This window comes from Mycobacterium hippophais (genome assembly GCF_027529605.1).
GTDB classification, from domain to species: Bacteria; Actinomycetota; Actinomycetes; order Mycobacteriales; family Mycobacteriaceae; genus Mycobacterium; species Mycobacterium arseniciresistens.
In genome coordinates, this window is the sequence record NZ_JAPZPY010000016.1 from 40,949 (window position 1) to 63,994 (window position 23,046).

Annotated in this window: 21 protein-coding genes; 4 read left to right on the plus strand and 17 right to left on the minus strand. The window is 68.5% G+C overall.

The features are described from left to right. Nucleotides 1–31: 31 nt before the first annotated feature. From O6P37_RS25630 to O6P37_RS25685, 12 genes are all read right to left on the minus strand, one after another. Nucleotides 32–1,192, minus strand: coding sequence for an XdhC family protein (locus O6P37_RS25630; RefSeq protein WP_269896728.1), 1,161 nt, complete (start codon nt 1,190–1,192; stop codon nt 32–34). 99 nt (nt 1,193–1,291) lie between these two features. Beyond that, nucleotides 1,292–1,966 carry an SRPBCC family protein gene (locus O6P37_RS25635; protein WP_269896729.1) on the minus strand — a complete coding sequence of 225 codons (675 nt, stop codon included), beginning with the start codon at nt 1,964–1,966 and terminating at the stop codon, nt 1,292–1,294. Next, nucleotides 1,963–4,359, minus strand: coding sequence for a xanthine dehydrogenase family protein molybdopterin-binding subunit (locus O6P37_RS25640; RefSeq protein ID WP_269896730.1), 2,397 nt, complete (start codon nt 4,357–4,359; stop codon nt 1,963–1,965). The genes O6P37_RS25635 and O6P37_RS25640 overlap by 4 nt, the downstream gene beginning before the upstream one ends. After that, nucleotides 4,356–4,859: a (2Fe-2S)-binding protein gene (locus tag O6P37_RS25645; RefSeq protein WP_269896731.1), complete on the minus strand. Its 504-nt coding sequence runs from the start codon at nt 4,857–4,859 to the stop codon at nt 4,356–4,358. Before O6P37_RS25645 ends, O6P37_RS25640 begins: the two co-directional genes overlap by 4 nt. Next, entirely contained in the window at nt 4,856–5,764 is a 909-nt protein-coding gene (locus O6P37_RS25650; RefSeq protein WP_269896732.1) for an FAD binding domain-containing protein, read from the minus strand. Before O6P37_RS25650 ends, O6P37_RS25645 begins: the two co-directional genes overlap by 4 nt. Continuing rightward, the gene (locus O6P37_RS25655) at nt 5,761–6,591 is read right to left on the minus strand and encodes a CoA-transferase subunit beta (RefSeq protein WP_269896733.1); all 831 of its coding nucleotides are present in this window, start codon (nt 6,589–6,591) and stop codon (nt 5,761–5,763) included. The genes O6P37_RS25650 and O6P37_RS25655 overlap by 4 nt, the downstream gene beginning before the upstream one ends. Continuing rightward, nucleotides 6,588–7,553 (minus strand): CoA transferase subunit A, encoded by a 966-nt coding sequence (locus O6P37_RS25660; RefSeq protein ID WP_269896734.1) that lies wholly within the window; start codon nt 7,551–7,553, stop codon nt 6,588–6,590. Before O6P37_RS25660 ends, O6P37_RS25655 begins: the two co-directional genes overlap by 4 nt. Continuing rightward, nucleotides 7,550–8,503: an LLM class flavin-dependent oxidoreductase gene (locus O6P37_RS25665; protein ID WP_269896735.1), complete on the minus strand. Its 954-nt coding sequence runs from the start codon at nt 8,501–8,503 to the stop codon at nt 7,550–7,552. The genes O6P37_RS25660 and O6P37_RS25665 overlap by 4 nt, the downstream gene beginning before the upstream one ends. A 105-nt stretch (nt 8,504–8,608) precedes the next feature. Next, a complete protein-coding gene (locus O6P37_RS25670) occupies nt 8,609–9,490 on the minus strand; it encodes a 5-oxoprolinase subunit C family protein (protein WP_269896736.1) in 882 nt (293 codons plus the stop codon). Continuing rightward, nucleotides 9,487–10,125, minus strand: coding sequence for a 5-oxoprolinase subunit B family protein (locus O6P37_RS25675; protein ID WP_269896737.1), 639 nt, complete (start codon nt 10,123–10,125; stop codon nt 9,487–9,489). Before O6P37_RS25675 ends, O6P37_RS25670 begins: the two co-directional genes overlap by 4 nt. Then, entirely contained in the window at nt 10,122–10,883 is a 762-nt protein-coding gene (locus tag O6P37_RS25680) for a LamB/YcsF family protein (RefSeq protein WP_269896738.1), read from the minus strand. Before O6P37_RS25680 ends, O6P37_RS25675 begins: the two co-directional genes overlap by 4 nt. A gap of 71 nt (nt 10,884–10,954) precedes the next feature. Next, the gene (locus O6P37_RS25685; RefSeq protein ID WP_269896739.1) at nt 10,955–11,869 is read right to left on the minus strand and encodes a LysR family transcriptional regulator; all 915 of its coding nucleotides are present in this window, start codon (nt 11,867–11,869) and stop codon (nt 10,955–10,957) included. Between the two features lie 108 nt (nt 11,870–11,977). Between O6P37_RS25685 and O6P37_RS25690 the strand changes: the two genes are divergently transcribed. Beyond that, nucleotides 11,978–13,030: a pyridoxal-phosphate dependent enzyme gene (locus tag O6P37_RS25690; protein ID WP_269896740.1), complete on the plus strand. Its 1,053-nt coding sequence runs from the start codon at nt 11,978–11,980 to the stop codon at nt 13,028–13,030. A 7-nt stretch (nt 13,031–13,037) separates the two neighbouring features. Here the strand turns inward: O6P37_RS25690 and O6P37_RS25695 are convergent, their stop codons facing one another. Together O6P37_RS25695 and O6P37_RS25700 are read right to left on the minus strand one after the other, a co-directional pair. Beyond that, nucleotides 13,038–13,760: an HAD family hydrolase gene (locus O6P37_RS25695; protein ID WP_269896741.1), complete on the minus strand. Its 723-nt coding sequence runs from the start codon at nt 13,758–13,760 to the stop codon at nt 13,038–13,040. A 13-nt stretch (nt 13,761–13,773) separates the two neighbouring features. After that, complete coding sequence (locus O6P37_RS25700; RefSeq protein ID WP_269896742.1) at nt 13,774–16,104, minus strand: AAA family ATPase; 2,331 nt, start codon at nt 16,102–16,104, stop codon at nt 13,774–13,776. A 50-nt stretch (nt 16,105–16,154) separates the two neighbouring features. Between O6P37_RS25700 and O6P37_RS25705 the strand changes: the two genes are divergently transcribed. The 3 genes from O6P37_RS25705 to O6P37_RS25715 are packed head-to-tail and all read left to right on the plus strand — an operon-like array spanning nt 16,155 to nt 18,025. Then, entirely contained in the window at nt 16,155–17,312 is a 1,158-nt protein-coding gene (locus tag O6P37_RS25705; protein WP_269896743.1) for a hypothetical protein, read from the plus strand. Nucleotides 17,313–17,369: 57 nt separating this feature from the next. After that, the gene (locus O6P37_RS25710) at nt 17,370–17,630 is read left to right on the plus strand and encodes a type II toxin-antitoxin system Phd/YefM family antitoxin (RefSeq protein ID WP_269896744.1); all 261 of its coding nucleotides are present in this window, start codon (nt 17,370–17,372) and stop codon (nt 17,628–17,630) included. Next, nucleotides 17,627–18,025: a type II toxin-antitoxin system VapC family toxin gene (locus tag O6P37_RS25715; RefSeq protein WP_269896745.1), complete on the plus strand. Its 399-nt coding sequence runs from the start codon at nt 17,627–17,629 to the stop codon at nt 18,023–18,025. Before O6P37_RS25710 ends, O6P37_RS25715 begins: the two co-directional genes overlap by 4 nt. 34 nt (nt 18,026–18,059) lie before the next feature. On the opposite strand, the gene O6P37_RS25720 is transcribed toward O6P37_RS25715, so the two are convergent. From O6P37_RS25720 to O6P37_RS25730, 3 genes are all read right to left on the minus strand, one after another. Continuing rightward, on the minus strand, nt 18,060–19,658 hold the full coding sequence (locus O6P37_RS25720) for an MFS transporter (protein WP_269896746.1): 1,599 nt from the start codon (nt 19,656–19,658) through the stop codon (nt 18,060–18,062). A gap of 72 nt (nt 19,659–19,730) precedes the next feature. Beyond that, nucleotides 19,731–22,592, minus strand: coding sequence for an MMPL/RND family transporter (locus tag O6P37_RS25725; RefSeq protein WP_269896747.1), 2,862 nt, complete (start codon nt 22,590–22,592; stop codon nt 19,731–19,733). Continuing rightward, entirely contained in the window at nt 22,589–23,035 is a 447-nt protein-coding gene (locus O6P37_RS25730; protein ID WP_269896748.1) for an MmpS family transport accessory protein, read from the minus strand. The genes O6P37_RS25725 and O6P37_RS25730 overlap by 4 nt, the downstream gene beginning before the upstream one ends. Nucleotides 23,036–23,046 lie beyond the last annotated feature (11 nt).

The window sequence follows — 23,046 nt, forward strand, 5'->3', positions numbered from 1 at the left end:
TCTCCGTTCTCGCAGAAAACTCGTGGGCCCGTTATCCCCGCAGCGCCGACATCTGTTCCGACCCTGCGTGGATCGCTCCGGCGATGTCCCTGAGATGCCGGCCGCTGCCGCCCCACCGTCTGGCGATGATCTCCGCGACGATGGAGACGGCGGTCTCCTCGGGCGTGCGCGCACCCAGATCCAGCCCGATCGGACTGTGCAGTCGGTCCAGTTCGTCGTCGGTCAATCCGTTGTCCCGCAACCGGTCCAGACGCTGATGATGTGTCCGCCGCGAACCCATCGCGCCGATGTAGGCGATCTCGGGGATCCGCAAGGCCACCTGCAGCAGCGGCACGTCGAACTTGGGGTCATGGGTCAGCACCGTCACGACGGTGCGCGCATCGAGTTTTCCGGACTGTTTCTCGTCGCGGAGGTAACGGTGCGGCCAGTCGACCACCACCTCGTCGGCATCCGGGAATCGTGCTCGCGTGGCGAATATCGGCCGCGCGTCGCACACCGTGACGTGGTAGCCGAGAAACGAACCGGCCCGTGCGACGGCGGCGGCGAAGTCGATGGCGCCGAAGACCAGCAGGCGTGGCTTCGGGGCGAACGCCCACACGAAGACGCGCATCCCCTCGCCACGACGTTGGCCGTCGGTCCCGTAGGTCAGCGTGGCGCTGGTGCCCGTGGCCAGCAGGCCGAGCGCGTCGTCGCGTATCGCGTCATCGGCACGGCCGGATCCCAGACCGCCCGTCACGGAGGGCGATCCGGCCGCGCCTGGACGAATGGTCAGGCGGCGACCGAACCATGCCGGGTCGGGATGCTCGATCACCGTGGCGACCGCGACCGGCCGGCCGGCGTCGATGTCAGCGGCGACCTCCGCCAGATCGGGGAAGGTCGACCGATCGATCTTCTCGACGTAGACGTCGAGGACGCCGCCACAGGTGAGCCCGACGTCGAAGGCGTCGTCGTCGGAGACCCCATAACGCTGCAACACCGGTCGCCCCGACGCGACCACGGACTGCGCGAGTTCGTAGACCGCACCCTCGACACAGCCTCCGGACACCGACCCGACAGCGCACCCACCCGGCCCGACCAGCATCGAGGCGCCCGGCGGCCGCGGCGCGGACCGGAACGTCGCGACGACCGTTGCGAGACCGATACTCTCACCCGCCCGCCACCAGGGGAGCAGCTCGGCCAGGACCTCACGCATAGCTGATCACCCGATTCTCGTTCGGTGGCTCGGAGAGTGCAGGCAGCGTCGTACCGCACCCGACGCGGGGCGCGTGGAATGTGCGTGTCGACGTGCCGGTCAGTTGGGACGCACGCGGGCGGCCGCGCGGTCCAGGAAGCCGGCCAGGCGTTCGCGGGTGACCATCCAGATCAGCGGCAGCACCTTGATCTCACCGCCACCGCCGGTGGGGCGGGGAGGGCGCTGCCGAGGGGCGGCGGGTGGTGTGTGTTCGGCGGTGGTGGTCGCCGCCGCGGCCGTCCGCTGGCCGTTCCCGGCGGCGATGCCGGCCACCGCGGGAGCCGGCTGACCGGGTTGCTCGATCCGGTCGGCGAGCTCGTCGGCGAATGCCGTGAACATCTGGTTGGACACGTCCCGGATCCCACGGCCAAGAGACGCGATGCGGCCGGTGAGGTCGATGTCGGAGACGACGTCGATGCGGGTGCCGGTGTCGACGGGTTCGATCTGCATCGCGACATGTGCGACCACCGAGCCGGACCCGCGTTTGTCGCGACCGGTGGCGTCCAGCACGATCCGTCGCGACGACTCGTCGCGTTCGACCACCGACGCCCGGCCGGCGTAGTTCATCTTCAGCGGCCCGATCGCCACGCGCAGCACGCCTTCGTAGCGGTCGTCGCCGAGGTCGTCGACGAGTTCGGCGCCCGGCATGCACTCCACGACGGCAGCCGTGTCCTGCAGGAACTTCCACACGTGCTCGGGTGAGGCGCCGACCTCGGTCTGATGCTGGAGTTTCATGCGCTTCGTCCCTTCGTCTGGTCCTGCAGGCCTTGCTGGTCGATGAGCGCCAACACCCGTTCGGCGGTGATGGGTAGCTGCTGTGGGCGGGATCCGATGGCCGCTTCGACGGCGCTGGCGATGGTGGCTGCCGGCGGGCCGATCGGCGGCTCCCCGATGCCGCGGGCGTTCAGAGGCCCGCGGCCGGAACCGCTCTCGATGATGGCCACGCCGATGTCGGGCAGGTCCATCGCCGTGGGGATCAGGTAATCGGCGAACAGCGACGACGACGGATGGCCGGCCTCGGTGACACAGTCCTCGGTCAACGCGTAGCCGATGCCCTGGGCCGCGCCCCCGATGATCTGGCCGCGCACCCGCGTCGGGTTGATCGCGCGCCCGACGTCGTGACAGGCGACGTACTTGAGCAGCCGCACCTCGCCGGTCTCCACGTCGACCTCGACCTCGGCGGCGTGGGTGCCGAATGTGTAGTCCGGATAGGTGTGCCCCTGGCCCTTCTGCGGGTCGAACCCCCCGGAGCGGGCGCGCCAGGTGTGCAGCACAGCGGTGTCCACCCGCGCTTCGTTCGCGGCGCGCACCAGTTCGGGCAGGCTCAACCCGCGTGCGCCGTCTTCAGTGCGGACCATCCCGTCGACCCAGATCAGCGCGTCCTCGGGGACGCCGAGTTCCTCTGCCGCCACCGGGGTGAGTTGGTCGCGGAGGGTGCGTGCGGCCCGCAGGATGGCGTTGCCGGACATGTAGAGCTGCCGGGTGGCGTAGGTGCCACCGGCCGGCGGCGTCAGCGCGGTGTCGCCGATGTACACACTGATGTCGGACAGTGCGACACCGAGGATCTCCGAGGCGATCTGGCAGAGGCTTGCCGCCTGGCCTGCGCCGAGATCGGTGACGCCGCTGCGGATCAGCAACGTGCCGTCGGCCTGCAGGGTGACCCAGGCCGCGGCGTGGTCGCGGAACCAGATCGATCGGCCGTAGGGCTGCATGCCGCACGCGAATCCCTGGCCGACCACCTTGTCGGGGTCGCTGGGCGGGCTCGGCTCGCCGAGCATCGCGAGTGCCGCATCGCGCGTCTCCCGGACGGCGACCGCCGTGGTGATCGGTTCGCCACCGGCGAGCAGGTCACCGGTCTCGATGTAGTTGCGGTCGCGCACCTCTTGGCGGCTGAGTCCCAGTTCGGCTGCCAGCGTGTCCATTTGGGATTCGTAACCGAGGGTGACCTGCATGGCGCCGAACCCGCGGAACGCACTGGTAGGGGTGTTGTTGGTGAACACCGCGCGTGACCGGATCCGGACGGTGGGCACCCTGTACGGCCCCGGGGACAGGGCTGCGGCGGCGAACAGCACGCGGGCACTCAGGCAGGGGTAGGCGCCGGCGTCGCCCATGACGTCGACGTCGACGGCGAGGATCTCGCCCTGCTTCGTCGCGGCGGTGCGGTAGTGCATGGTGAACGGGTGGCGTTTGGAGCTGGCCAGGATCGACTCCTGCCGTGACCAGATCATCCGCACCGGGCGGCGGGTGCGCCAGACCAGCAGCGCCAGGTACGGCTCGACCGTCATGTCCTCCTTGCCGCCGAAACCCCCGCCCATGTAGGACGCGATGTGGCGGACCTGGCTCTGCGGCAATCCGAGGATGGAGGCGATCTCCACCGCGTGCTCGATGACCTGTGTCGAGATGCGCAGCGTGACAACGTCGTTCTCGATCCACCCGACACCGGCTTCGGTCTCCAGGTAGGCGTGCTCCACGGGCTGGCTGCGATAGGTGCGGTCCACCACGATGTCGGCCTGTTCGAATGCGGCGTCGAGGTCGCCGCGTTCGATGTGCCAGTTGACCAGGACGTTGCCCTCGTCGTGGACCAGGGGCGCACCGTCGGCCAGCGCTTCTTCGGGACTGAAGACGCCGGGCAGGGGCTCGTATTCGATCTCGACGAGATCGGCTGCCTCCGCGGCGGTCTCGGGATCGACGGCGGCCACCACCGCGATCGGCTCGCCGACGTAGCGGACCCGGTCGGCCGCGAGTACGGGCTGTTCGACCGTCAACTCACCGAGGCCGCCGCTGGCGTGCTCGACGACCGCGTTGTGCGGCACGTCGGCCGCGGTGAGCACCGCTTCGACACCTTCGAGTCGCTCGGCGGCCGACGTGTCGATCCGGACGATCTTGGCCGAGGCCATGTCGGACCGGACGATCTTCCCGTGCAGCATGCCCGGCAGGCTCCAGTCCGCGGCGTACAGCAGGGTGCCGCGGACCTTGTTGATGAAGTCGTGGTGCGCGGGTGACTGCCCGACGACGCGGAAGTTGCGCTCCCGGTCCTGGGGGCCGGAGTCGACGTCGGGATCGAACTCGGCAGGCGCGCTGGGCGGTTCGGTGGTGTCGGGAGTGGTCCCTGGTTCGACGGTCGTCACTGGGCATCCTCCTTCTCAGGCGATGGGGGTGTCGACAGGTGCAGGTAATCCTCCACCGCGTCGACGATGGCCTGGTAGCCGGTGCAGCGGCACAGGTTGCCGACGAGTTCGTGCCGGATCTCCTCGCGGGAGGCGTCCGGATTGCGTTCGGCGAGCGTGGCCGCGGTCAGAAGCATTCCCGGCGTGCAGAATCCGCACTGGGAGGCGCCGCGCTCGAGGAAGCACTTCTGTAGCGGGTGGGCCTCTTCTTGAGGATCCGACCACCCGCGCAGAGTGACGATCTCGTGGCCCTCCGCCTGGACGGCGTATACGGCGCACGCGCTGACCGGGTCGTCGTCCATCAGCACGGTGCAGGTGCCGCACACGCCTTCGGCGCAGCCGTACCGCACGTCGGGCATGCCGAGGTCGTCGTGCAGGACGTCGAGCAGTGTGCGGTCATTGCGCACCCACACCTCGTGGTCGCGGCCGTTCACCCGAAGAACCACCTGTGTCCGGATCATTCGGCATCTCCCTGTTCGCTCAACACCTGCTGCAGCAGGCGGCGGGTGTGGACGGCGACGAGGCGGCGCCGGTAGTCGGCGCTGCCGTGCAGATCGCTGTCGGGGTCCAGTGCGGCGGCGATCGCGTCGGCGCTCTGCCGGGCGCCGTCGGGGCTGCCGGGGTCGGCGCGCGCGGGTGCGAGCATCTCCTGGTCGACGAGCAGGGGGCGGTCGGCGACGCCGCCGAGCACGACGCGCAGTCCCGGTTCTCCGTCCGAGGCCGGGCGCGCCATGACGGAGACGCTGACCGTCGCGAAATCCGAGTAGCGGCGCACTACTTCGTGGAACCCCCAGCGTCCCGCGCCGCCGACGGGGATGCGCGCGCCGACGACCACCTCGTTCGGTTCGGTCGCGGTGGTCAGGTAGGTGATGAAGAAGGAGTCGGCGCTGACGGTTCGCCGGCCCGCCGGTCCCTGCAGGAGGATCTCCCCGCCCAGGGCCATGACGGCCGCGGCGATCTCGGCGGTCGGGTCGGCGTGTGACAGTGTGCCGCCGAAGGTGCCGCGATTGCGTACCCGGACGTTGCCGATGAACGGAATGATGTGGGCGAGCAGTGGCGCGTGGGTGCGCACCGCGTCTGACGTCATCAGCGTCTTGTGGCGGGTGTTGGCGTCGATCACGAGGTGGCCGTCTTCGACGCGCGGGTCGGCGGCCGCGATGGGGTTGACGTCGATGAGTGCGCCGGGAAAGGCCAACCGCAAGTTGAGCATCGGGATCAGGCTCTGCCCGCCGGCGAGGATCTTGGCCTCGCCGTCCCACAGTTCCAGCAGCTCGACGGCATCGGACCAGGTCTGGGCGCGCTGGTACTCGAAGCAGGTGGCCGCGGTGCGCTCCGCGGGTGTCGGCAGCGTCTCCTGCACGGTCATCTCGTTACCTCCAGCTCTGGTGTCCCGCCGTTGACGAGGTATCGCAACAGCGCGAGTTCGTCGTCGGCGACCGGTGGGAGTTCGTGGACGTCGTCGTGGACCAGCAACTCGAACCCGGTCGCCGCCCGCACCTGGTCGAGCGTGACCCCGGCCTGCAGGGCCCGGATCCTCATCCGGTGTGAGTCGGGGGCGAAGTCGAGCATCGCCAGATCGGTGACCACCCAGGCGGGCCCGCCGTAGACGAGCCCGCTGTCGCGGCGACTGGTGCCACCGGTCAAGAAGCCCGGACTGGTGATGAAGTCGACCTTCTCGACGAACCGGCGTGGCTCGTGCTGGGTGACGACGACGACCTGGTTGCACATCGAGGCGATGTCGTTGGCGCCGCCGGGACCGGGCAGCCGCACCGACGGCTGCTCGTGATCGCCGACGATGCTGGTGTTGACGTTGCCGTACTGATCGACCTGGGCGACACCGATGAAGCCGTAGTCGAAGAAGCCGCGCTGGGCCATCAGGAAGATGTCGGCGGCACCGGTCAGCATCTGCGCTCCGACGGCCGCACGGACCTCATTCGTCGATGCCGGCAGGTGCCCGGGCAGCAGTTCGATGCCGATCATGCCGCCTTCGAGCAGCACCGTCAGGGTGGGCGCCTGGCGGCGCTTGGCGATCGCCGCGGCCACCAGCGGCTGTCCGATGCCGGCGAACAGCACCTTGCCGTCCTCGAGCAGACGGCTCGCGGCGATCGTCATGATCTCGTCGGGTCGTGCGTCGGGATGCTGTGCGCCGCTGAGCGATTCCAGGTCGACGGTGGGGGTGAGGGAGTCGGTCATCGCGGAAGCATCTCCTCGGCGGTACGTCGCAGCGCCGACAGCCGGGTCGGGTCGATCGCGGCGCAGAAGGCGTCATGGTCGGGATGGGCGGTCAGGCTCTCCACGTACGCCCGGGCACCCTGGATGCCGCCGGACTTGACCGCCTGCATGTAGGCGGTGAACTCGTCGAGGTCGGCTTCGTAGTGCCCGTAGCACTCGTGGGGGTAGGCGCCCATCGGCTGATGCACCACCGCGTCGACCGCGAAGCCGGGAATGACCGTGCGTGCGGGATCGAGCCGGAACTGGTCGGTGTCCACGATCTCCTCGGCGGAGAGGATGACGCGCCGCGCGGCCAGTGCCAGGTCGGCGTCCATCAGCTGGTATCCGTCGATCTGGGCGTTGCCCAACCGGTCGGCGCGCTGCACGTGAATGAGTGCCACGTCGGGGTTGAGACTGGGGACGGCGTTGAGCGTCTGCCCGGTGTACGGGCAGGCGACCTTGGCCAGGTCGAGCTTCCGGTCGATGTCGGAGCCCAGCATGCTGACCGTGGGCAGGTAGGGCACCCCCATGGCTCCGGCCTTGTAGCGCAGGCCGATTCCGAGATGGCTCCACTCCTCGAACACGGGGCGGCCCTCTTCGACCAGGCGACGTACGACCGGGGCAAGGCCCCAGCCGTGGCCGACGCCGATCCAGCTGGTCATGATCCGCTCGGCGGTACCGGTGGCCAGCATGAGTTCGGCCTCGATGCACGACAGCGGCCGGGCCATCGTCAATCCGGAACGGCCCTGGCGCAGGATCTCGATGAGCAACGCCATCGGGGTGCGAGCGTGGTTGGTGCCGCCGACACCGACGACCGCGTCGTCGGGAACGAGCCGGCGCACCGCCTCGGCGGCGGTGGTCAGCTTGTCGGCATCGGTGCGGCTGAGCCCTTCCAGTTCGGCGCGGGCGTCCAGCACCCCGAGCGTCGTCAGGCGTCCACTCATGCGGCCCCCACCATACTGCCGAGCAGCGGACGGACTTCGGCGGCGAACCACTCCACCTGCTCGGGATCGTAGGCGTGCGGCACCAGGCAGATCTCCTGGACGCCGGCGTCGAGGTGAGCCGCGATCTGTTCTGCGCAGTCCTCCGGAGTGCCGCAGATCGCGCTCTCCGGGGTCGCACTGCTCCAGTCCGGAGTGTCGAAGTACGACGCCAGCCACGGCCCGGTGAGGGCTTGCGCCTTCTCCTTGGAGGGGCCGATGCAGATCGGCAGCTGGTTCAGCGAGTGCAGGTCGGCCGGGTCGCGGCCGGCCTCCTCGGCGAATCGGCAGATCTTGGCCCACGACTCGCTGAAGGCCTCGGCCGTGTAGAAGTAGGTCAGCCAGCCGTCCCCGAGGGTGGCGGCGCGTTTGAGCACGCGGTCGACGTAGCCGCCGATCAGGACCTGGGGACGCGGCTGCGGGAGTGGCAACATCTTGACGCGGCGGAACGACCGGTCGTCCCAGGTGCCGGTCACCTCCGGTTGGGTCCACAGATTCATGCAGATCTCCAGATTGCGCTCGAAGATCTTGCCGCGGCCCTTGAAAGGCGTTCCCGTCGCCTCGAATTCGCGTTCGTACCAACCGGCAGCGACACCGAGGCGCAACCGGCCGTTGGAGACGGCCTGGATGGTGGCGGCGGTCTTGGCCAGCAGGGCCGGATCCCGGATCGGCAGGACGAGGACTCCGGTCCCCAGGGTGATCGTCGTCGTGTGGCTCGCCAGCACCGCCAGCGTGGTCAGCACCTCCAGCTGGGGGAAGGGCTGGCGGCTGCCGAGGAAGAGGTGGTCCCACGCCCACAGCGAGGTGAATCCGAGTTGTTCGGCGCGGCGAGCCGTGACGAGCAATTCTTCGATCTGGGGGGTCTTCTGAGCCGAGGTGAAATTCTCCACGGCCAGCCCGAAGGTCGCGGGCATGGATGACCGTCCTCTCTGTTTTATTCGCTGTGAGGTACGCCACGTTAGGTGACGAAGCTGCCGCCCATCCATGTCACTACTAGCCAAGTGGAGAGTCGCTCTTTGTCAGTCGTTGCCAGTGAATAATCGGCCGGCGACAGCGAAGCGGACACAGGTGCCGGGTACTGCCTGGGCGGCCCGGTGGACCGCCGCTTCCGGCACCACACCGATGACCGGGTATCCGCCGGTCACCGGCCGGTCGGCCAGGAAAAGTGTCGGTCGACCCCGGGTGGGGACCTGTAGTGCGCCGAGGACCACGCCCTCGCTGCCGAGCTCACCGCTTCGCCGCCGCGGAAGCTCCGGACCGGCGAGCCGGATCCCGACACGATCGGCGTCGGACGTGACGGTGAATTCGGCGCTGCCCAGCCGGTCCAGGGCTTCGTCGCAGAACCAGTCGTCGCGGGGCCCGAGGTGCAGCGGCAATACCAGCGGTTCGGCGCCCCACGTCGCGACGGGAGCGAAGTCGAGTGCGGGCCAGTCCGCCGCGGCGCTGCCGAGTGGGAGGACGTCACCGGCTAGCAGAGGTGGCGTCCCCAGCCGGGCCATGGTGTCCCACGACATCGATCCGAGCACGTCCTGGCCGCGGAGGCCGCCGCGGACCGCGACATAGGTGCGCAGCCCCGCGGTCGGGGCGCCGAGGGTGATGCGATGTCCGGCCGGCGCCGTGAACGCGGCGTTCATGCCGTGTGCGCGGCCGCCGCACGTGATGCTGACCGGCGCGCCGGTCACCGCGATCAACGTCGGAGCATCGACGCTGAAAGCCATGCGCCCCAAGGTGACTTCGAGGCACGGTGTGCCCGCGACGTTGCCGACGAGTCTGTTCGCCAGGTCATACGATGCGCCGTCGGCGGCGCCGGACTGCCCCACGCCGAGGTGGGCCAGCCCGTGTCTGCCGCGGTCCTCCAGCAGTGCCAACACGCCGACCGACTCGACGGTGAGCCGACTCATGGGCGGACACGACGGAATTGCACCACCGCCCCGGGGCGGAGGACGGCAGGCGGGTCGGCAGCGGAGTCCCACAGCACCGCGTCGGTGTGGCCGAGCAGTTGCCAGCCGCCGGGGGAGACCCGGGGGTAGACCGCCGAGAACGCGCCCGCGATGGCGACCGCACCGGCAGGCACCCGCACGCGGGACTCGTCGCGCCGGGGCACGTACAACCGTGGATCACCGCCCACCAGGTAGGAGAAACCCGGAGCGAAGCCGCAGAAGGCGACGGTCCAGACGCTTTCGGTATGGGCGGCAATCACTTCGGCGACGGTGAGGCCGGTCAGCTTCGACACGTCGTCGAGGTCCTCACCGTCGTACCGCACGTCGATGACGTGATGATCGTGACCTTCTGACTGGTCGGGACGGGGCTGCAGGGTGCCGAGCGCGGCGCGCAGCGCGGATGCGTTCGTCAGGCCGGCGTCGAAGGTGACGAGGACGGTGGTCAGTCCCGGTACCACCTCGCGCACACCTGGCAGTTCCGCCTCGCGGATCGCCGCGGCCCAACGGTGGACCATCGCGTTGTCGTCGAGGTCGAGGAGCCATGCGTGCTCGCCGCAGGGCCGCAATGCCGGCACGTCGGCGACTCGAGAAGTCACCGAATGGGTACGAGCTCGACCCCGGCAGCCTCGAGCGCGGCGCGGGTCTTCCTCGCGATGTCGACGGCGCCGGGGGTGTCGCAGTGCACGAGCAGCGCCTCCGCGGTGACGTCGACCTCGCTGCCGTCGTTGGCCGTGAGGTGACCCTCCTTGACCATCTGCACGGCTCGTGCCGAGGCGGCGTCGGCGTCGGTCAGCAACGCGTTCGGCTCGAGGCGGGACTGCAGCAGCCCCTCCGGGGTGTAGGCGCGGTCGACGAAAGCCTCGGCGACCATTCTCAGGCCGGCCTGCTCGCCGAGTCGCCACACCTCGGTGCCGGGCGACGCGAGAAGCGGCAGGTCTCCGCCGTACTCCACGGTGGCGTCCACCAGTGCCTGGGCGTGCTCGGTGTTCTTGGTGACGACGGTCCACAGGGCGCCGTGCGCGCGCACGAAACCGACCTTGCCGCCCGCCAGTCGGGCGAACACCTCGAGCGCCCCGATCTGGTAGAGCAGGTCGTCGCGCAGCTCGTCGCCGGGCATGGCGATGTAGCGGCGACCGAAGCCGTGCAGGTCGCGGTAGCTCACCTGCGCGCCGATCGCCACGCCGTTCTTGACCGAGATGGCACACGTTCGTCGCATGATGCCCGGGTCGCCGCCGTGGAAGCCGCAGGCGATGTTCGCGCTGGTGACGATCTCGAGCAGGGCATCGTCGTCCCCGAGGCTCCAACGGCCAAGTCCCTCACCGATATCCGTCGTCAACGCCACTTGCGGCACCATGGGCCTCCTGCCCTCGTAGGGGTCGTCGTGCTCCGAGTATCCCCGGCCTGCACACCCAGGAACAGCGTGAGTCACTGCAGTCGATTCGTCACTGGAACTACCGATTCGCGGAACTGCCCCTGCAGCGAACGCCGGACGGCTGCGACGGACGGGTCACCGGCCCGCGCGCGGCGGGTGAGTGCCACGAGTCGTCGTGACCAGCCGGTCTCCAACCTGACCAGCGAGGCGGTCTCCCGCTGAGGCGGCAGCACCAATCGCGGCAGGATGCTGGCCGCGGCGCTCTGATGTACCACCAGAAGGAGCAGGTTCAGGTCGTAGGACTCGTACTGCACGGTGGGTGTGAAGCCCAGGCCCAGGCAGTGTTGCACTGCCCAGGAGCGCGACGCGGCGCCGACGGGTTCCAGCGCCCAGGGCAGGTTCTTCGCCGTTCTCGCGAAGTCGCGCGTTCCCAGCAACGACGACGCAACGACGATCTCCAGGGGGTCCTCCGCCAGGATCTCGCGGTGCACGTGGCGGGGCAACGCCGGTGTGCCGCCGGGATACTCCTCACTGACGACCAGATCGAAATCGCCGGTCAGCAGCGCCGGCACCGCGACCTCGGGTTCGGATTCGACGAGTTCGACCCGAAGGCCCGGATGACGTTGTTGGCAGTCGAGCAGCGCAGGAACCAGCGCCCGGGCAGCACTGGCGAAGGCCGCCACTCGACACGTCCCTGTCGGTGGCTCCTCGGGTGACCGTAGTTCGGACTGCGCCGACTCGAGGGCGGCCAGGATGTCGGCGCCCCGATCGGCGAGCCGCTGTCCCGCCTCCGTGAGCCGCACCCCGCGACCGATCCGCTCGAGCAGTGCAGCACCGGCTTCCCGTTCGAGGAGCGCCAGTTGCTGGGAGATACCCGAAGGGCTCATGTGCAGAGCGGCGGCCACCGCCGCGATGGTGCCGCGCTGGCTCAGCTCGACGAGGAATCGCAACCGGCGCACATCCAACATCACTCGAGTCTAGGGAAACACTTCAGCGATGCTGCCGGATCAACGGCAGGAATCGAAGATTTTGCGCCGCCCGGACTGCGCCTAGTCTTCGTCGGCAGGAGGTGTGTCGTGCTGACGACCGAACCGTTTCTGCTCAACCCCGGCTGGACCCCCGGCCGTACCGCCGAACCGCGGGGGACCGAGGACATCCGGCGTTTCCACGAAACCCTGCCGGGCTACGCCGTGACCCCGCTGCTGACGCTTCCGGCGATCGCCGAGACGCTCGGACTGGGCGCGGTGCTGGTCAAGGACGAGTCGCTGCGACTGGGGTTGCCGGCTTTCAAGATGCTCGGCGCGTCGTGGGCCGTCCATTGTGCGCTGCAACGCAGCACGGTCGACCGGCCCCGGCTCGTCACCGCCACCGACGGCAATCACGGACGCGCGGTGGCGCGGATGGCGGCGCTGATGAAGCTGCCGGCGACCATCGTCATCCCGCGCGGGGTCTCCGAGCGGGCCATCGACCTGATCCGTGCCGAAGGCGCCGAGGTGCGCGTCCTCGACGTGTCGTACGACGACGCGGTCCGGCAGGCTGCCGAGCTCGCCGATGCCGATCCGGAAGCGCTTCTGGTGCAGGACACCTCGTGGCCGGGATACGAGGACGTTCCGCAGTGGATCGTCGACGGCTATGCCACTCTCTTCGACGAGGCGGCCGAACAGGCCGCAGAGCTCAGCGCGGGCATCGATCTCGTCGTCGTGCCCGCCGGAGTCGGCTCGCTCGCCCACGCCGCGGTGACCTTCGCCCGTTCCCGGACCGACTGCCGCGTCATCGCCGTCGAGCCCGAGGTCGCCGACTGCCTGCGGGCCAGCCTGGCCGCGGGCGCCCTGACGACCGTGCCCACCGGGCAGACCAACATGGCGGGGCTGAACTGCGGCACCCCCGCCTATCTCGCCTGGCCCGATCTGCAGCGCGGGCTCGTGGGCGCTGTGGTGGTCGACGACGAGGCGGCCACGCGGGCCGTGGCTGATCTCGCCGCAGAGGGGCTCGATGCCGGTCCCTGCGGCGCCGCGGGACTCGCCGCGCTGAGGATCCTGGCCGCCGAACCGGCGCGCTCGCGATTCGGACTCGGCCCTGACACGCGGGTCCTGCTGCTCAACACCGAAGGTTCGAGCGCAAGCGGGTGACCACTGCTCAAGCCAGTGACCGGACGAGCTCCGGAAGCTCCTTCAACGTGACGGTTGGGCGCTCCTCGGCGGGCGGACCGACATAGATCGCCGACATCCCCGCCTGTCGCGGTCCCTCGACGTCGGCCGTCCAGTTGTCGCCCACGAAGACCGCGTTGCCCGCAGATGCCTGGCAGTCACGAAGGGCGGCTTCGTAGATCTTCGGATGAGGCTTGCGCCAGCCGACGTCGACGGACGTCACGATACGGTCGAAGTGATCGTGCAACCCGAACTGGCGTGCGAGCCGCGGAACCAACCGTGAATCGTGGGTGTTGCTGACGATCGCCAGGGTGTGGTCGGACGCCAGATCGGCGACGCATTCCAAGGCTCCGGCGGCGACGAACACGTCAGCCGTCCACGCCTCGAAATACTCGGCGATCAACGCGTCGGTGGAATCCGAGCCGACCGCGGGCGATCCGATGGAACGCCAAAAGTGATGCGCCACATCGTGCATCGAGAACTCTCGGCCTGTTCGATGGGCGTCGGCGTCGAGATCGTCCCAGACCTTCTGCCACTTCTTATCCGACTCGTCTTCTGAGATCGGCACATCCGCGCGCCGCGCGAACTCCCACGGCGCATTGCGATTCGCCGGATGCACCGACGGGTCGTAATCGACCAGTGTGCCGAAGAAATCGAAGAAAACGTGGGTGATCACAGCGTGCCCTCTCCTCGCCGCGCCTACAGTACCCAAGCGGGACAACCGGTTAGCGGGTATCAAGCCAGGCGAAGAAGTCGTCTGCGCAGAACACCGGCTTGCCGTACTCCTGCGCCTTGCGCGCCTTGCCCGACTGCGTGCCCACCTCGGCGGTCACCAGCACATCGCAGCGGGTCTTCGACACCGTCTTGACCGGCGTCAGCCCCGCCTCGGCGGCCAGCCGCTCCATCTCGGGCCGCTCGACGATCCGGCCCGAGCTGTCCTGCGCCGTGCCGGTGAAGCAGATGCGCATCCCCGGCGCGAGCGTCGCCGCGATGTCGTCGACGCCGGCACACAGCGCGTCCGTGTCGATGTCCACGCCGAGCAGCCGTGACGCCTCCTCGAGCCGGGCCGCCACCTCCTTCGGCAGCTGCACCCGCGCCGCCGCCACCCGCAGCTGGTCGGCCACCGACTGCCGTGCCGCCGCATCCGCCGGCGCGTCGAGGTCCCGTGGCACCGAAGCGCCCAGCAGCACCGCGCTGACATCGCGGCTGACCCGCAGCAGCGCCGACAGCCCCGGCAGGTGGTCGGCGACCGGTGTGGGTGCGTCGGGGTCGCGGCTCACGAGAAGGCCCGACGACTCGACGGCGTCGGGGTCCTCGAACGGTGACGAGCCGTCCTCGGCGGGCATGCCGCCGTGGGCGCTCAACGCCGAGCGGGCCCGCTCCAGCGCGGTGCGCCCGGAGATCCGCGTACCGCGCAGCTCGACGCCCAGCGGCATCGCCGTCACGAAGCCCAGGCGCTTGAGTTCGAAGTCGATCAGGCCGAGCTGGTCATCGACGTCGACCCCGACGGGGGTGCAGCCGGCCAGCATCGGTGTGATCACCGCCCACGCCTCGCGCAGTGTCGGCGCCAGCAGCACATCGGACACGGTGATGCCGTAGGCCGTTCGCGCATCGGCGAGGTCGCGCTGCGGGTTGATCAGCGTCGAGAGCGCGGTGCCGTCGTCGAACGCCACCGCGAGCTCGACCGGCCGGGGCCGCGACATCCGGCCCTCGTCGCCGACGGTTAGCATGCCGATCGCGCAGTACCGTCGCGTGCCCGTGCCGCCGTTTACGGTGCGCAAAAAGCGGGCGATGCGACGGTCGGTCTTCAGATCCTTTGGCAGCACAGGGCGTTTCAGTACCAGTCCGGCCAGCGACGTGCAGCGGCTCAGCGCGACGTAGAGCTGGCCGGTGGAGAACATGCCACCGGTGAGGTCGACGATCACCCGGTCGAGCGTCTGGCCCTGGCTCTTGTGGATCGTGATCGCCCACGCCAGCTTAAACGGCAGCTGGGTGTAGGAGCCGATGACCTCGCGCCCCAGCGAGGACCCGGACACCACCGGCCGGGTGGCCTCCCACGTGTAGGGAGCGACGTCGGCGACCGAGCCGTCGGGGAACTCCACTTCGACGACGGCGCCGTAGCGGTCGTAGCCGACACCGACGACGCGGCCGATACTGCCGTTGACCCAGCGGTCGCTCTGGTCGTTGTTGAGCATCATCACCTGCGCGCCGACCTTGAATCGCAGCGTCTCCTCGACCGGCGGGTCGAACAGCGACAAGTCACCGGATGCGCGCGCCTGGTGGACCAGTTCGTCGCCGGGCAGCCGTTCGAGGTGCTGGCGGTTGCGTGCGGTGACGAGCCGGTTGGTCGGGGCGAGGGTCAGCCAGAACTCGCCGTCGGGCGGCACGAAGTCGGCGTCGGCGCGGGCGTTGAGCTGCTGCTGCGCGTGGCCGAGGAGTACGCCCTCGCGAATCTCGTTGAGGATCGCTGTCATCCGGTCATCGCCGAGCTGCCGGAACACCGTCGTCAACGAGATGGTGGGGAAGTCGTCGCGGTCGAAACTGCGGGCGGAGAAGAAGTAGGGCGTTTCGTACGTGGACGTGAAGAAGCCCGCTTCGTGTTCGCTGACCACCGGCGGCAGTTGGTAGAGGTCGCCGACCAGGACGATCTGCACGCCGCCGAAGGGTGCGCCGGGAGCGGGTCCGAACCGCAGGAGCGCCGCGGCCACCATGTCGAAGACGTCGGCGCGGACCATCGAGGCCTCGTCGATGATCAGCGTCTGCAGCGATGCCAGGGTCTTGGTGAACCGTCCCGGGCGGTAGGCGCCGTTGCGGATGTCGTCGAGCGTCGTGGTGGTGCGGAAGCCGAACAGCCGGTGGATGGTGTAGCCGTCGACGTTGAGCGCGGCGATCCCGGTGGGCGCGACCACCACGACGTTGCGGTCGGTGTCGGCCGTGAAGAGCCGGATGAGCGTGGACTTGCCGGTGCCGGCCTTTCCGGTCAGGAAGAGGTGGCGGCCGCCGGCCAACAGGTCCAGCGCATGACGGAACTCGTCGGTGAGGACGATGCCGGCCATGGCCGCACTGTAGTCCGGCGATGTCACCCGTCGGGAGTAGCTTCCGCGCCATGGACGACGGACGCAGGCGGAGAAGAGCCAAGCAGGGGCGGCGCGACGCACGCCGCAGGAGAAGTAGGAACGAGGACGCAGGTGAGTTGCCGTTGATCAAAGAGGTGCGCCGCGCCTTGACGCGCGGACATCCGATCAAGCTGCTCGCGCTCGCCAGCGGGATGATCCATCTGTCGAAACCGGACCGGTGGGGCTACTTGAAAGCGGAGAAGCGAGAGCCGTTTCCGCTCGACGTCGTGATCGCCGCCTACATCGGCATGAAGGTCCGGGAGTCCACGGCGATGTTGGCCGTGTTGGCCGAACTCCTGCCCGACGACGCGGAGTGGAAAGCTCGCTGCCGACTGGAGGTGGAGACACGGACGCACCTGTTGCCGACGTGGCTGGCTCACCTGCCCGACATTCGCGTTCACCGGGTAGTGCGCAAGACGCACATTCTTGGTGACCGTGATGAATTGTGGCTCGGCGCACGACTGGCCGGCGGGCAGGAGCTGACCTGCGCGGTGGCCATAAACCACAACATGTTCTCGGAGGTCGCCGACGTGTCGGTGTGGGCGACGCCTATCGACGAGGTTATGCGGGGCGATGACCGGCAGGATTTCAGCAGCGCCGCTCTGAGTCTCGCCGATGCGAAAGCGTGGATCCGTCATGGACTCGAACATGCCTTCTTCCCTGACGATTCCGACTCATCTCCGGGCTGTCGCCCACTGCTGGTGTGGCTTGTCGGTCACCTCCCCGACGGCGGTGAAGCCTATCGCCGTCCATCCTGGGATTGGCAGGAGGCCGAAGCAGTGATCGACGAGTTCTTCGCGTCGACGGTGGGAAGGCGGTTCGCCGGCTCCGGCTACCGGGAGGTGCTGGATGCAGTTCTGGAAACGGGGACCGGGGATCCGCTGCGCTGGAGTGCGGCGCGGATCCGGCATGCGCTGGCCGGTGCATCGTATGACGACGACGGCATTCCGCTCGAGGTTCAGATCAACGCGCCGGAATTGTTGAGGGCGTACGTGCCGTTCGCCCACGCACGGAGCGGGATTCGCGAGGAGCTGACCGACGAAGCTCTTGCGGCGATCGACAACTTGGCTCCGGCTTATCACGAAGAGTTGATCGACTCGGCGAGAGACCATGGCGACCTCTTCGGCGAGGAAGTCGTGGCGCAGTGACGTCGGGCCACTTAGAGGCGCGAGCCGTGAGTGCTACACAAGTGCTACGATCGTAGCATGAGCGAAGTGGCCTCCCGGGAACTGCGCAACGAGACGGCGGGGTTGCTCCGCCGCGTTCAGGCGGGCGAGGACATCACCGTGACGGTCAATGGCCGGCCCGTCGCCCGCCTCGTCCCCTTCGAGCCCGCGCGGCGACGCTGGCTCAGCAGAGAAGAGTTCGTCAGCCGGATGCGTCGTGCACAGGCTGACCCCGGCCTGCGCGACGACCTCGCCGCCCTCGCCGGGGAAACCACCGACGACCTCGAGCCGCTACGGTGACCGCGGCCGGTGTGCTCGACACGTCGGTGTTCATCGCCCACGAAAGCGGTCGGTCGCTCGATGCTTCGCGCATTCCGGACGAAGTCGCGACGACCGTGATCACCGTGGCCGAACTCAACACCGGAGTCCTCGCTGCCGCAGACGCCGACACCCGAGCGCAGCGATTGACAACGCTCGACGCCGTCTCCGACCTGGCTGCGTTGCCCGTTGACGAAGATGCTGCGCGAATGTGGGCACGAATGCGTGTCCATCTCGCCGAGGCCGGTCGTCGCGTGCGCATCAACGATCTGTGGATCGCGGCCATTGCGGCATCGCGCGGCCTCGCCGTCGTCACCCAGGACGGGGACTTCGACGCACTCGACGGTGTCGCCGGGCTGACCGTCATCCGCGTGTGAATTCCCGCCTTCACGAAAGCGCCTTGGGCCCAACTCACTTCCTGTCGCGCACCGCCAGATAGTGCTCGGACACCGCTGGGCCGTCGAGGTAGCGCTCGACGGCCTCCTCGATCAGCCGGTCCTGGCCGGTGAGGCGGACATAGTGCTGATGCATGTGCTCGCCCCACGACCGCACGACGAACGACTCTACGAACGTCGACTCGTGCTCCACGCTCCGGAAGAGGCGCCACTCCGCCGCCCCGGTGCGCTGACGTGACCGACCCAGCACGGCCATCGCGGACAGGAAGCCCTCCTCGTCCGATGCCGCGACGCGATACGCGGTCAACACCAGGACCGGCCCGTCCAACGGTTCGGGCTCGAAGGTCAGCGTCGGTTCGGGCCAGTGCGCGGACGGCGTCAGGTCGAGATTGCCGGTGCCGGCGTGCAGCGGCCACCACAACGACGACAGTCCGCACACCACCAGCAGCGCGGCGCTCACCAGCAGGCTGATCGAACTGGTGGTGGTCCCCGCGAGCACTCCCCACACCACCGAACCCAACGCCTGCCCACCCATGAAGATCAGCTGATACACCGACAATCCGCGGGCCCGTACCCATGCGGGCAGGTTCAACTGCATCGACGCATTGAGAGTCGACAGCGACAGCAGCCATGACGCGCCACCGACAACCAGGGCCAGGAACACGACCGTGAAGTTCGGCACCAGCGCCAGCACCGCGGTGGCCACCGCGAAGCCCGCCGCACCGAGCGTCAGCATGGTGTTCTGGCCGAACCGCGCCCGCAGCCGGGACAGCATGAACGCGCCGAGCACCGCACCCGCGCCGAGCGCCCCCAGCAGCAACCCGTACCCCGCCGACGACAACCCCAGCCGGTCGCTCGCGATCACCGGCAGCAGACCCCAGATGGCGCTGCCCGGTGCGATGAAGAGCGCCGCCCGTAACAGGATTCGCCGCACGATGGGGGAGCTGCGGATGAACCGTCCGCCCGCGCTCAGCGCGGCCAGCGCCCGCTCGGGGGGATAGCCGTTGTCGACGGCGGGGCGGCGCCACGCGATGAGGACGAACACGATGCCCACGAACGAGACGGCGTTCAGCGCGAACACCAGGGTCGGTCCGGACAACGACACCAGCACCCCGGCGATCGCAGGTCCGATCGCCCGGGCACCGTTGATGCTCATGCTGCCCAACGCGGCCGCGGCCGGAATCTGCTCGGCGGGAACAAGATCAGGCTGGATCGCCTGCCACGCCGGCGCGGTCAAGGCCTGCCCGCAGCCGATGACGAACAAGAGCGTCAGCAGCACCGCCGGCGTTGTCAACCCGAAACCGGTCAGCGTGGCGAGCAGGCCCACTCCCGCGGCCATCGCCCCCTGGGTGGCGATGAGGAGCCGGCGCCGGTCGATCAGATCGGCGAGGACACCCGACGGCAGCGCCAGCAGCATCACCGGCAGCGTCGTGGCGGTCTGTACCAGCGGGACCAGGACGGCCGCCCGCGGATCGCCCACGAGCATCCACTGCGCGCCCACCGTCTGCATCCAGGTGCCGAGATTGGAGACGAGCTGCGCGATCCACAGCGCGCGGTAGACCGGCGAGCGCAGCGGAGCCCACGTCGACGTCGCCGCTGTGCTCACCGATGTCATCCCGCCCCCTGTCTGGACCTCTGGTCACTGTAGGGGTGGGTGCCCGCTCCCGCGTGGTTCAGTCGGCAAGCTTCAGAACAGCGAGAGCTGGCGGGTGTCCTCGTCGCCGAACTTCTGCGGCACCGGCCGTTGGCGCACCTTCACCGGCCACCAGAACCACCGCCCGAGCAACGCGGCGATCGACGGCGTCATGAACGACCGCACGATGAGCGTGTCGAACAGCAGTCCCAGGGCGATCGTCGTACCGATCTGCCCCAGCACCAGCAGATCGCTGAAGATGAACGACGCCATCGTGAACGCGAACACCAGGCCGGCCGCCGTCACCACCGAGCCGCTGCCCGCCATCGACCGGATAATGCCTGTGTTGATGCCGGCGTGGATCTCCTCCTTGAACCGCGACACCAGCAGCAGGTTGTAGTCCGACCCCACCGCCAGCAGCAGGATCACCGCCAATGGCAGAATCACCCAGTACATCTGGATGCCGAGGATGTGTTGCCACACCAGCACCGACACCCCGAACGACGCCCCCAGTGACAGCGCCACCGTGCCGACGATCACCAGCGCTGCGACGATGCTGCGGGTGATGAACATCATGATCAGTAGGATCAGGGTCAGCGACGCGATGCCGGCGATGATCAGGTCGTAGTGCGCCATCTCCTGGATGTCCTGGTACGTGGACGCCGTCCCGCCGATGTAGATGCTCGACCCCGCCAACGGTGTGCCCTTGACCGCCGCCTTTGCGGCGTCGCGCATCTCGTTGATGTGCGAGATGCCCTCGGGTGTCGCCGGATCGCCCTCGTGCGTCACGATCATTCGCGCCGCCTTGCCGTCCGGTGACAGGAACAGCTTCAGCCCGCGGATGAATTCCGAGTTGCTGAACACCTCCGGCGGCAGATAGAAGGAATCGTCGGTCTTCGACGCGTCGTACGCCTTGCCCAGCGCCGTCGAGTTTTCCAGCGCCTTCTGCGTCTGATCGTAGATCCCTGACGTCGTCGCGTAATTCGTCATCGTCAGGTCGCGATTGGTCTCCTGCACCGCGATCTGCGGCGGTATCAACGCCAGCAGCTTCGGCTGCAGCTCATCGAGCTTGGCGATACTCCCCGACACGCTGGCGAGTTGATCGGTCAGCTCGCCGATGCCGTCCAGCGCGTCGAACAGCGACCGGAACGCCCAGCAGATCGGGATGTCGTAGCAGTGCGGTTCCCAGTAGAAGTAGTTGCGGATGGGCCGGAAGAAGTCGTCGAAGTTGGCGATCTTGTCCCGCAGCTCCGCGGCGATCGCCACCGTGTTCTGAAACGCCTCACTCTGCTCGTGGGTGATCTCGCCGGATTGCTGCTGCAGCGCATACTGCTGCCGCAGTGTGTCGATCGACGTGTTGATCTCGCTGACCTGCTTGAGCAGATCCTGCGCCCTGGCCTTTTGATACGGCAGGTTGTTGATCTGCGCGGCGCTGTTGGCGCTGATCTGGAACGGGATCGACGTGTGGTCCAGCGGTGTGCCCAGCGGCCGCGTGATCGACTGCACCTGCGCGATGCCCTCCGTGTGGAACACGGCCTTGGCCACCCGTTCCAGCAGGATCATGTCCGTCGGATTGCGCAGGTCGTGATCGGTCTCGATCATCAGCAGTTCGGGATTGAGCCGTGCCTTCGAGAAGTGCCGCTCCGCCGCCGCATACCCGACGTTGGACGGGGCGTCGTCGGGCATGTACGGGCTCACGTCGTAGCTGACCTTGTACCCGCCCAGCGCCCCGAGTCCGACGAGCGCCAGCGCCATCGTCGCGATCAGGATCGGCCCCGGCCACCGCACGATCGCGGTGCCGATCCGCCGCCAACCATGTTTGGCCGTCTTGCGTTTGGGGTCGAGCAGGCCGAAGCGGCTGCCGATCACCAGCACGGCGGGCGCCAGCGTCAGCGAGGCCGCCAGCGCCACGAGCACGCCGATGGCCGCCGGGATGCCGAGGCTCTGGAAGTAGGGCAAACGGGTGAAGTGCAGGCACGCAACGGCGCCCGCGATGGTCAGCCCCGAGCCGAGGACGACGTGCGCGGTCCCGCGGTACGCGTCGATGTAGGCGGCCGCGCGGTCCATGCCCTCGTTGCGCCGCTCCTGATAGCGGCCGAGCCAGAAGATCATGTAGTCCGTGCCGGCGGCGATCACCAGCAATGTGAGGATGTTCGTCGAATACGTCGACAGGCCGATGAATCCGGAATCGGCCAGGAACGCGACGATTCCGCGGGCCGCCGACATCATGATGAGCACCGTGACGAGGGCGAGGATCATCGTCACCGGTGAGCGGTAGACGATCAGCAGCATCACCGCGATCACGCCGACGGTCAGCAGCGTGACGAGCACCGTGCTCTCATTACCGACCTCGAACTGGTCGGCGATCTGCGCCGCCGAGCCTGCGACATAGGCGTTGATGCCTGGTGGCGCAGGCGTATTGGCGATGATCTGCCGCAGCGCGTCGACCGACTCCAGCGACAGCGCCTCGCCCTGATTGCCGGCGAGGAACACCTGGACGTAGGCGGCCTTACCGTCCGGGCTCTGCGAACCCGCGGCGGTCAGCGGGTCGCCCCAGAAGTCCTGGACATGCTGGACGTGCGTGGTGTCGTCCTCGAACCGCTTGACGAGTTCGTCGTAGTAGGTGTGCGCTTCGGCACCGAGGGGTTGTTCGCCTTCGAGCACCACCATCGCGGCGCTGTCAGAGTCGAACTCGTCGAACTTCTCGCCGATCCGCTGAAAGGCTTGCAGCGACGGTGAATCGGGTGAGCTCAACGCCACGTTCTGTGCTTCGCCGACGACCTCGAGCTGTGGCACCAGCACGTTCGTCAGCGCGGCGATCGCCACCCACGCGAGTACGATCGGCAGGGCCAGCCGGCGGATCCACGTGGCGACGCGGTCGGTCTTCGCCGGGCGCTCGGCGAGGTGCTGGCTCATCCGGACTTGTCCAGGCAGAAGGTGTAGGCGTTCAACTGGGTGACCGTTCTCTCGTCCTTGACGACGTCGTCGATCGTGATCCGGCAGCCGAGGGAATCGCTGTCACCCTGGGCGGAGACGTTGACGAAGACCGCGGGCTGGGTGGTGGTGGTGTCGTACGTCCACGGCAGCGTCGCGCCGTCGACCCGGTGCGGCTGGGCGTCGATGTCGGTGTAGGTGATGGTCGCGACGGTGCCCGGTGGTCCGAACACCTCCATGAGGACGCGCTTGGGGTTGAACGGGACGATCTCGTTCGCTGCGCCGCTGGGGGTGGACGTCACGTCCTTGGATCCGAAGATGCCGTTCAGCCGGTACACCGCGAAGCCTGCTATGGCGATGACGACGATCGCCACCAGGATCATCCACTGCCGCAGAAGGCGGCCACCGAGTGAAACCCGCTGCATACGTGACCCTT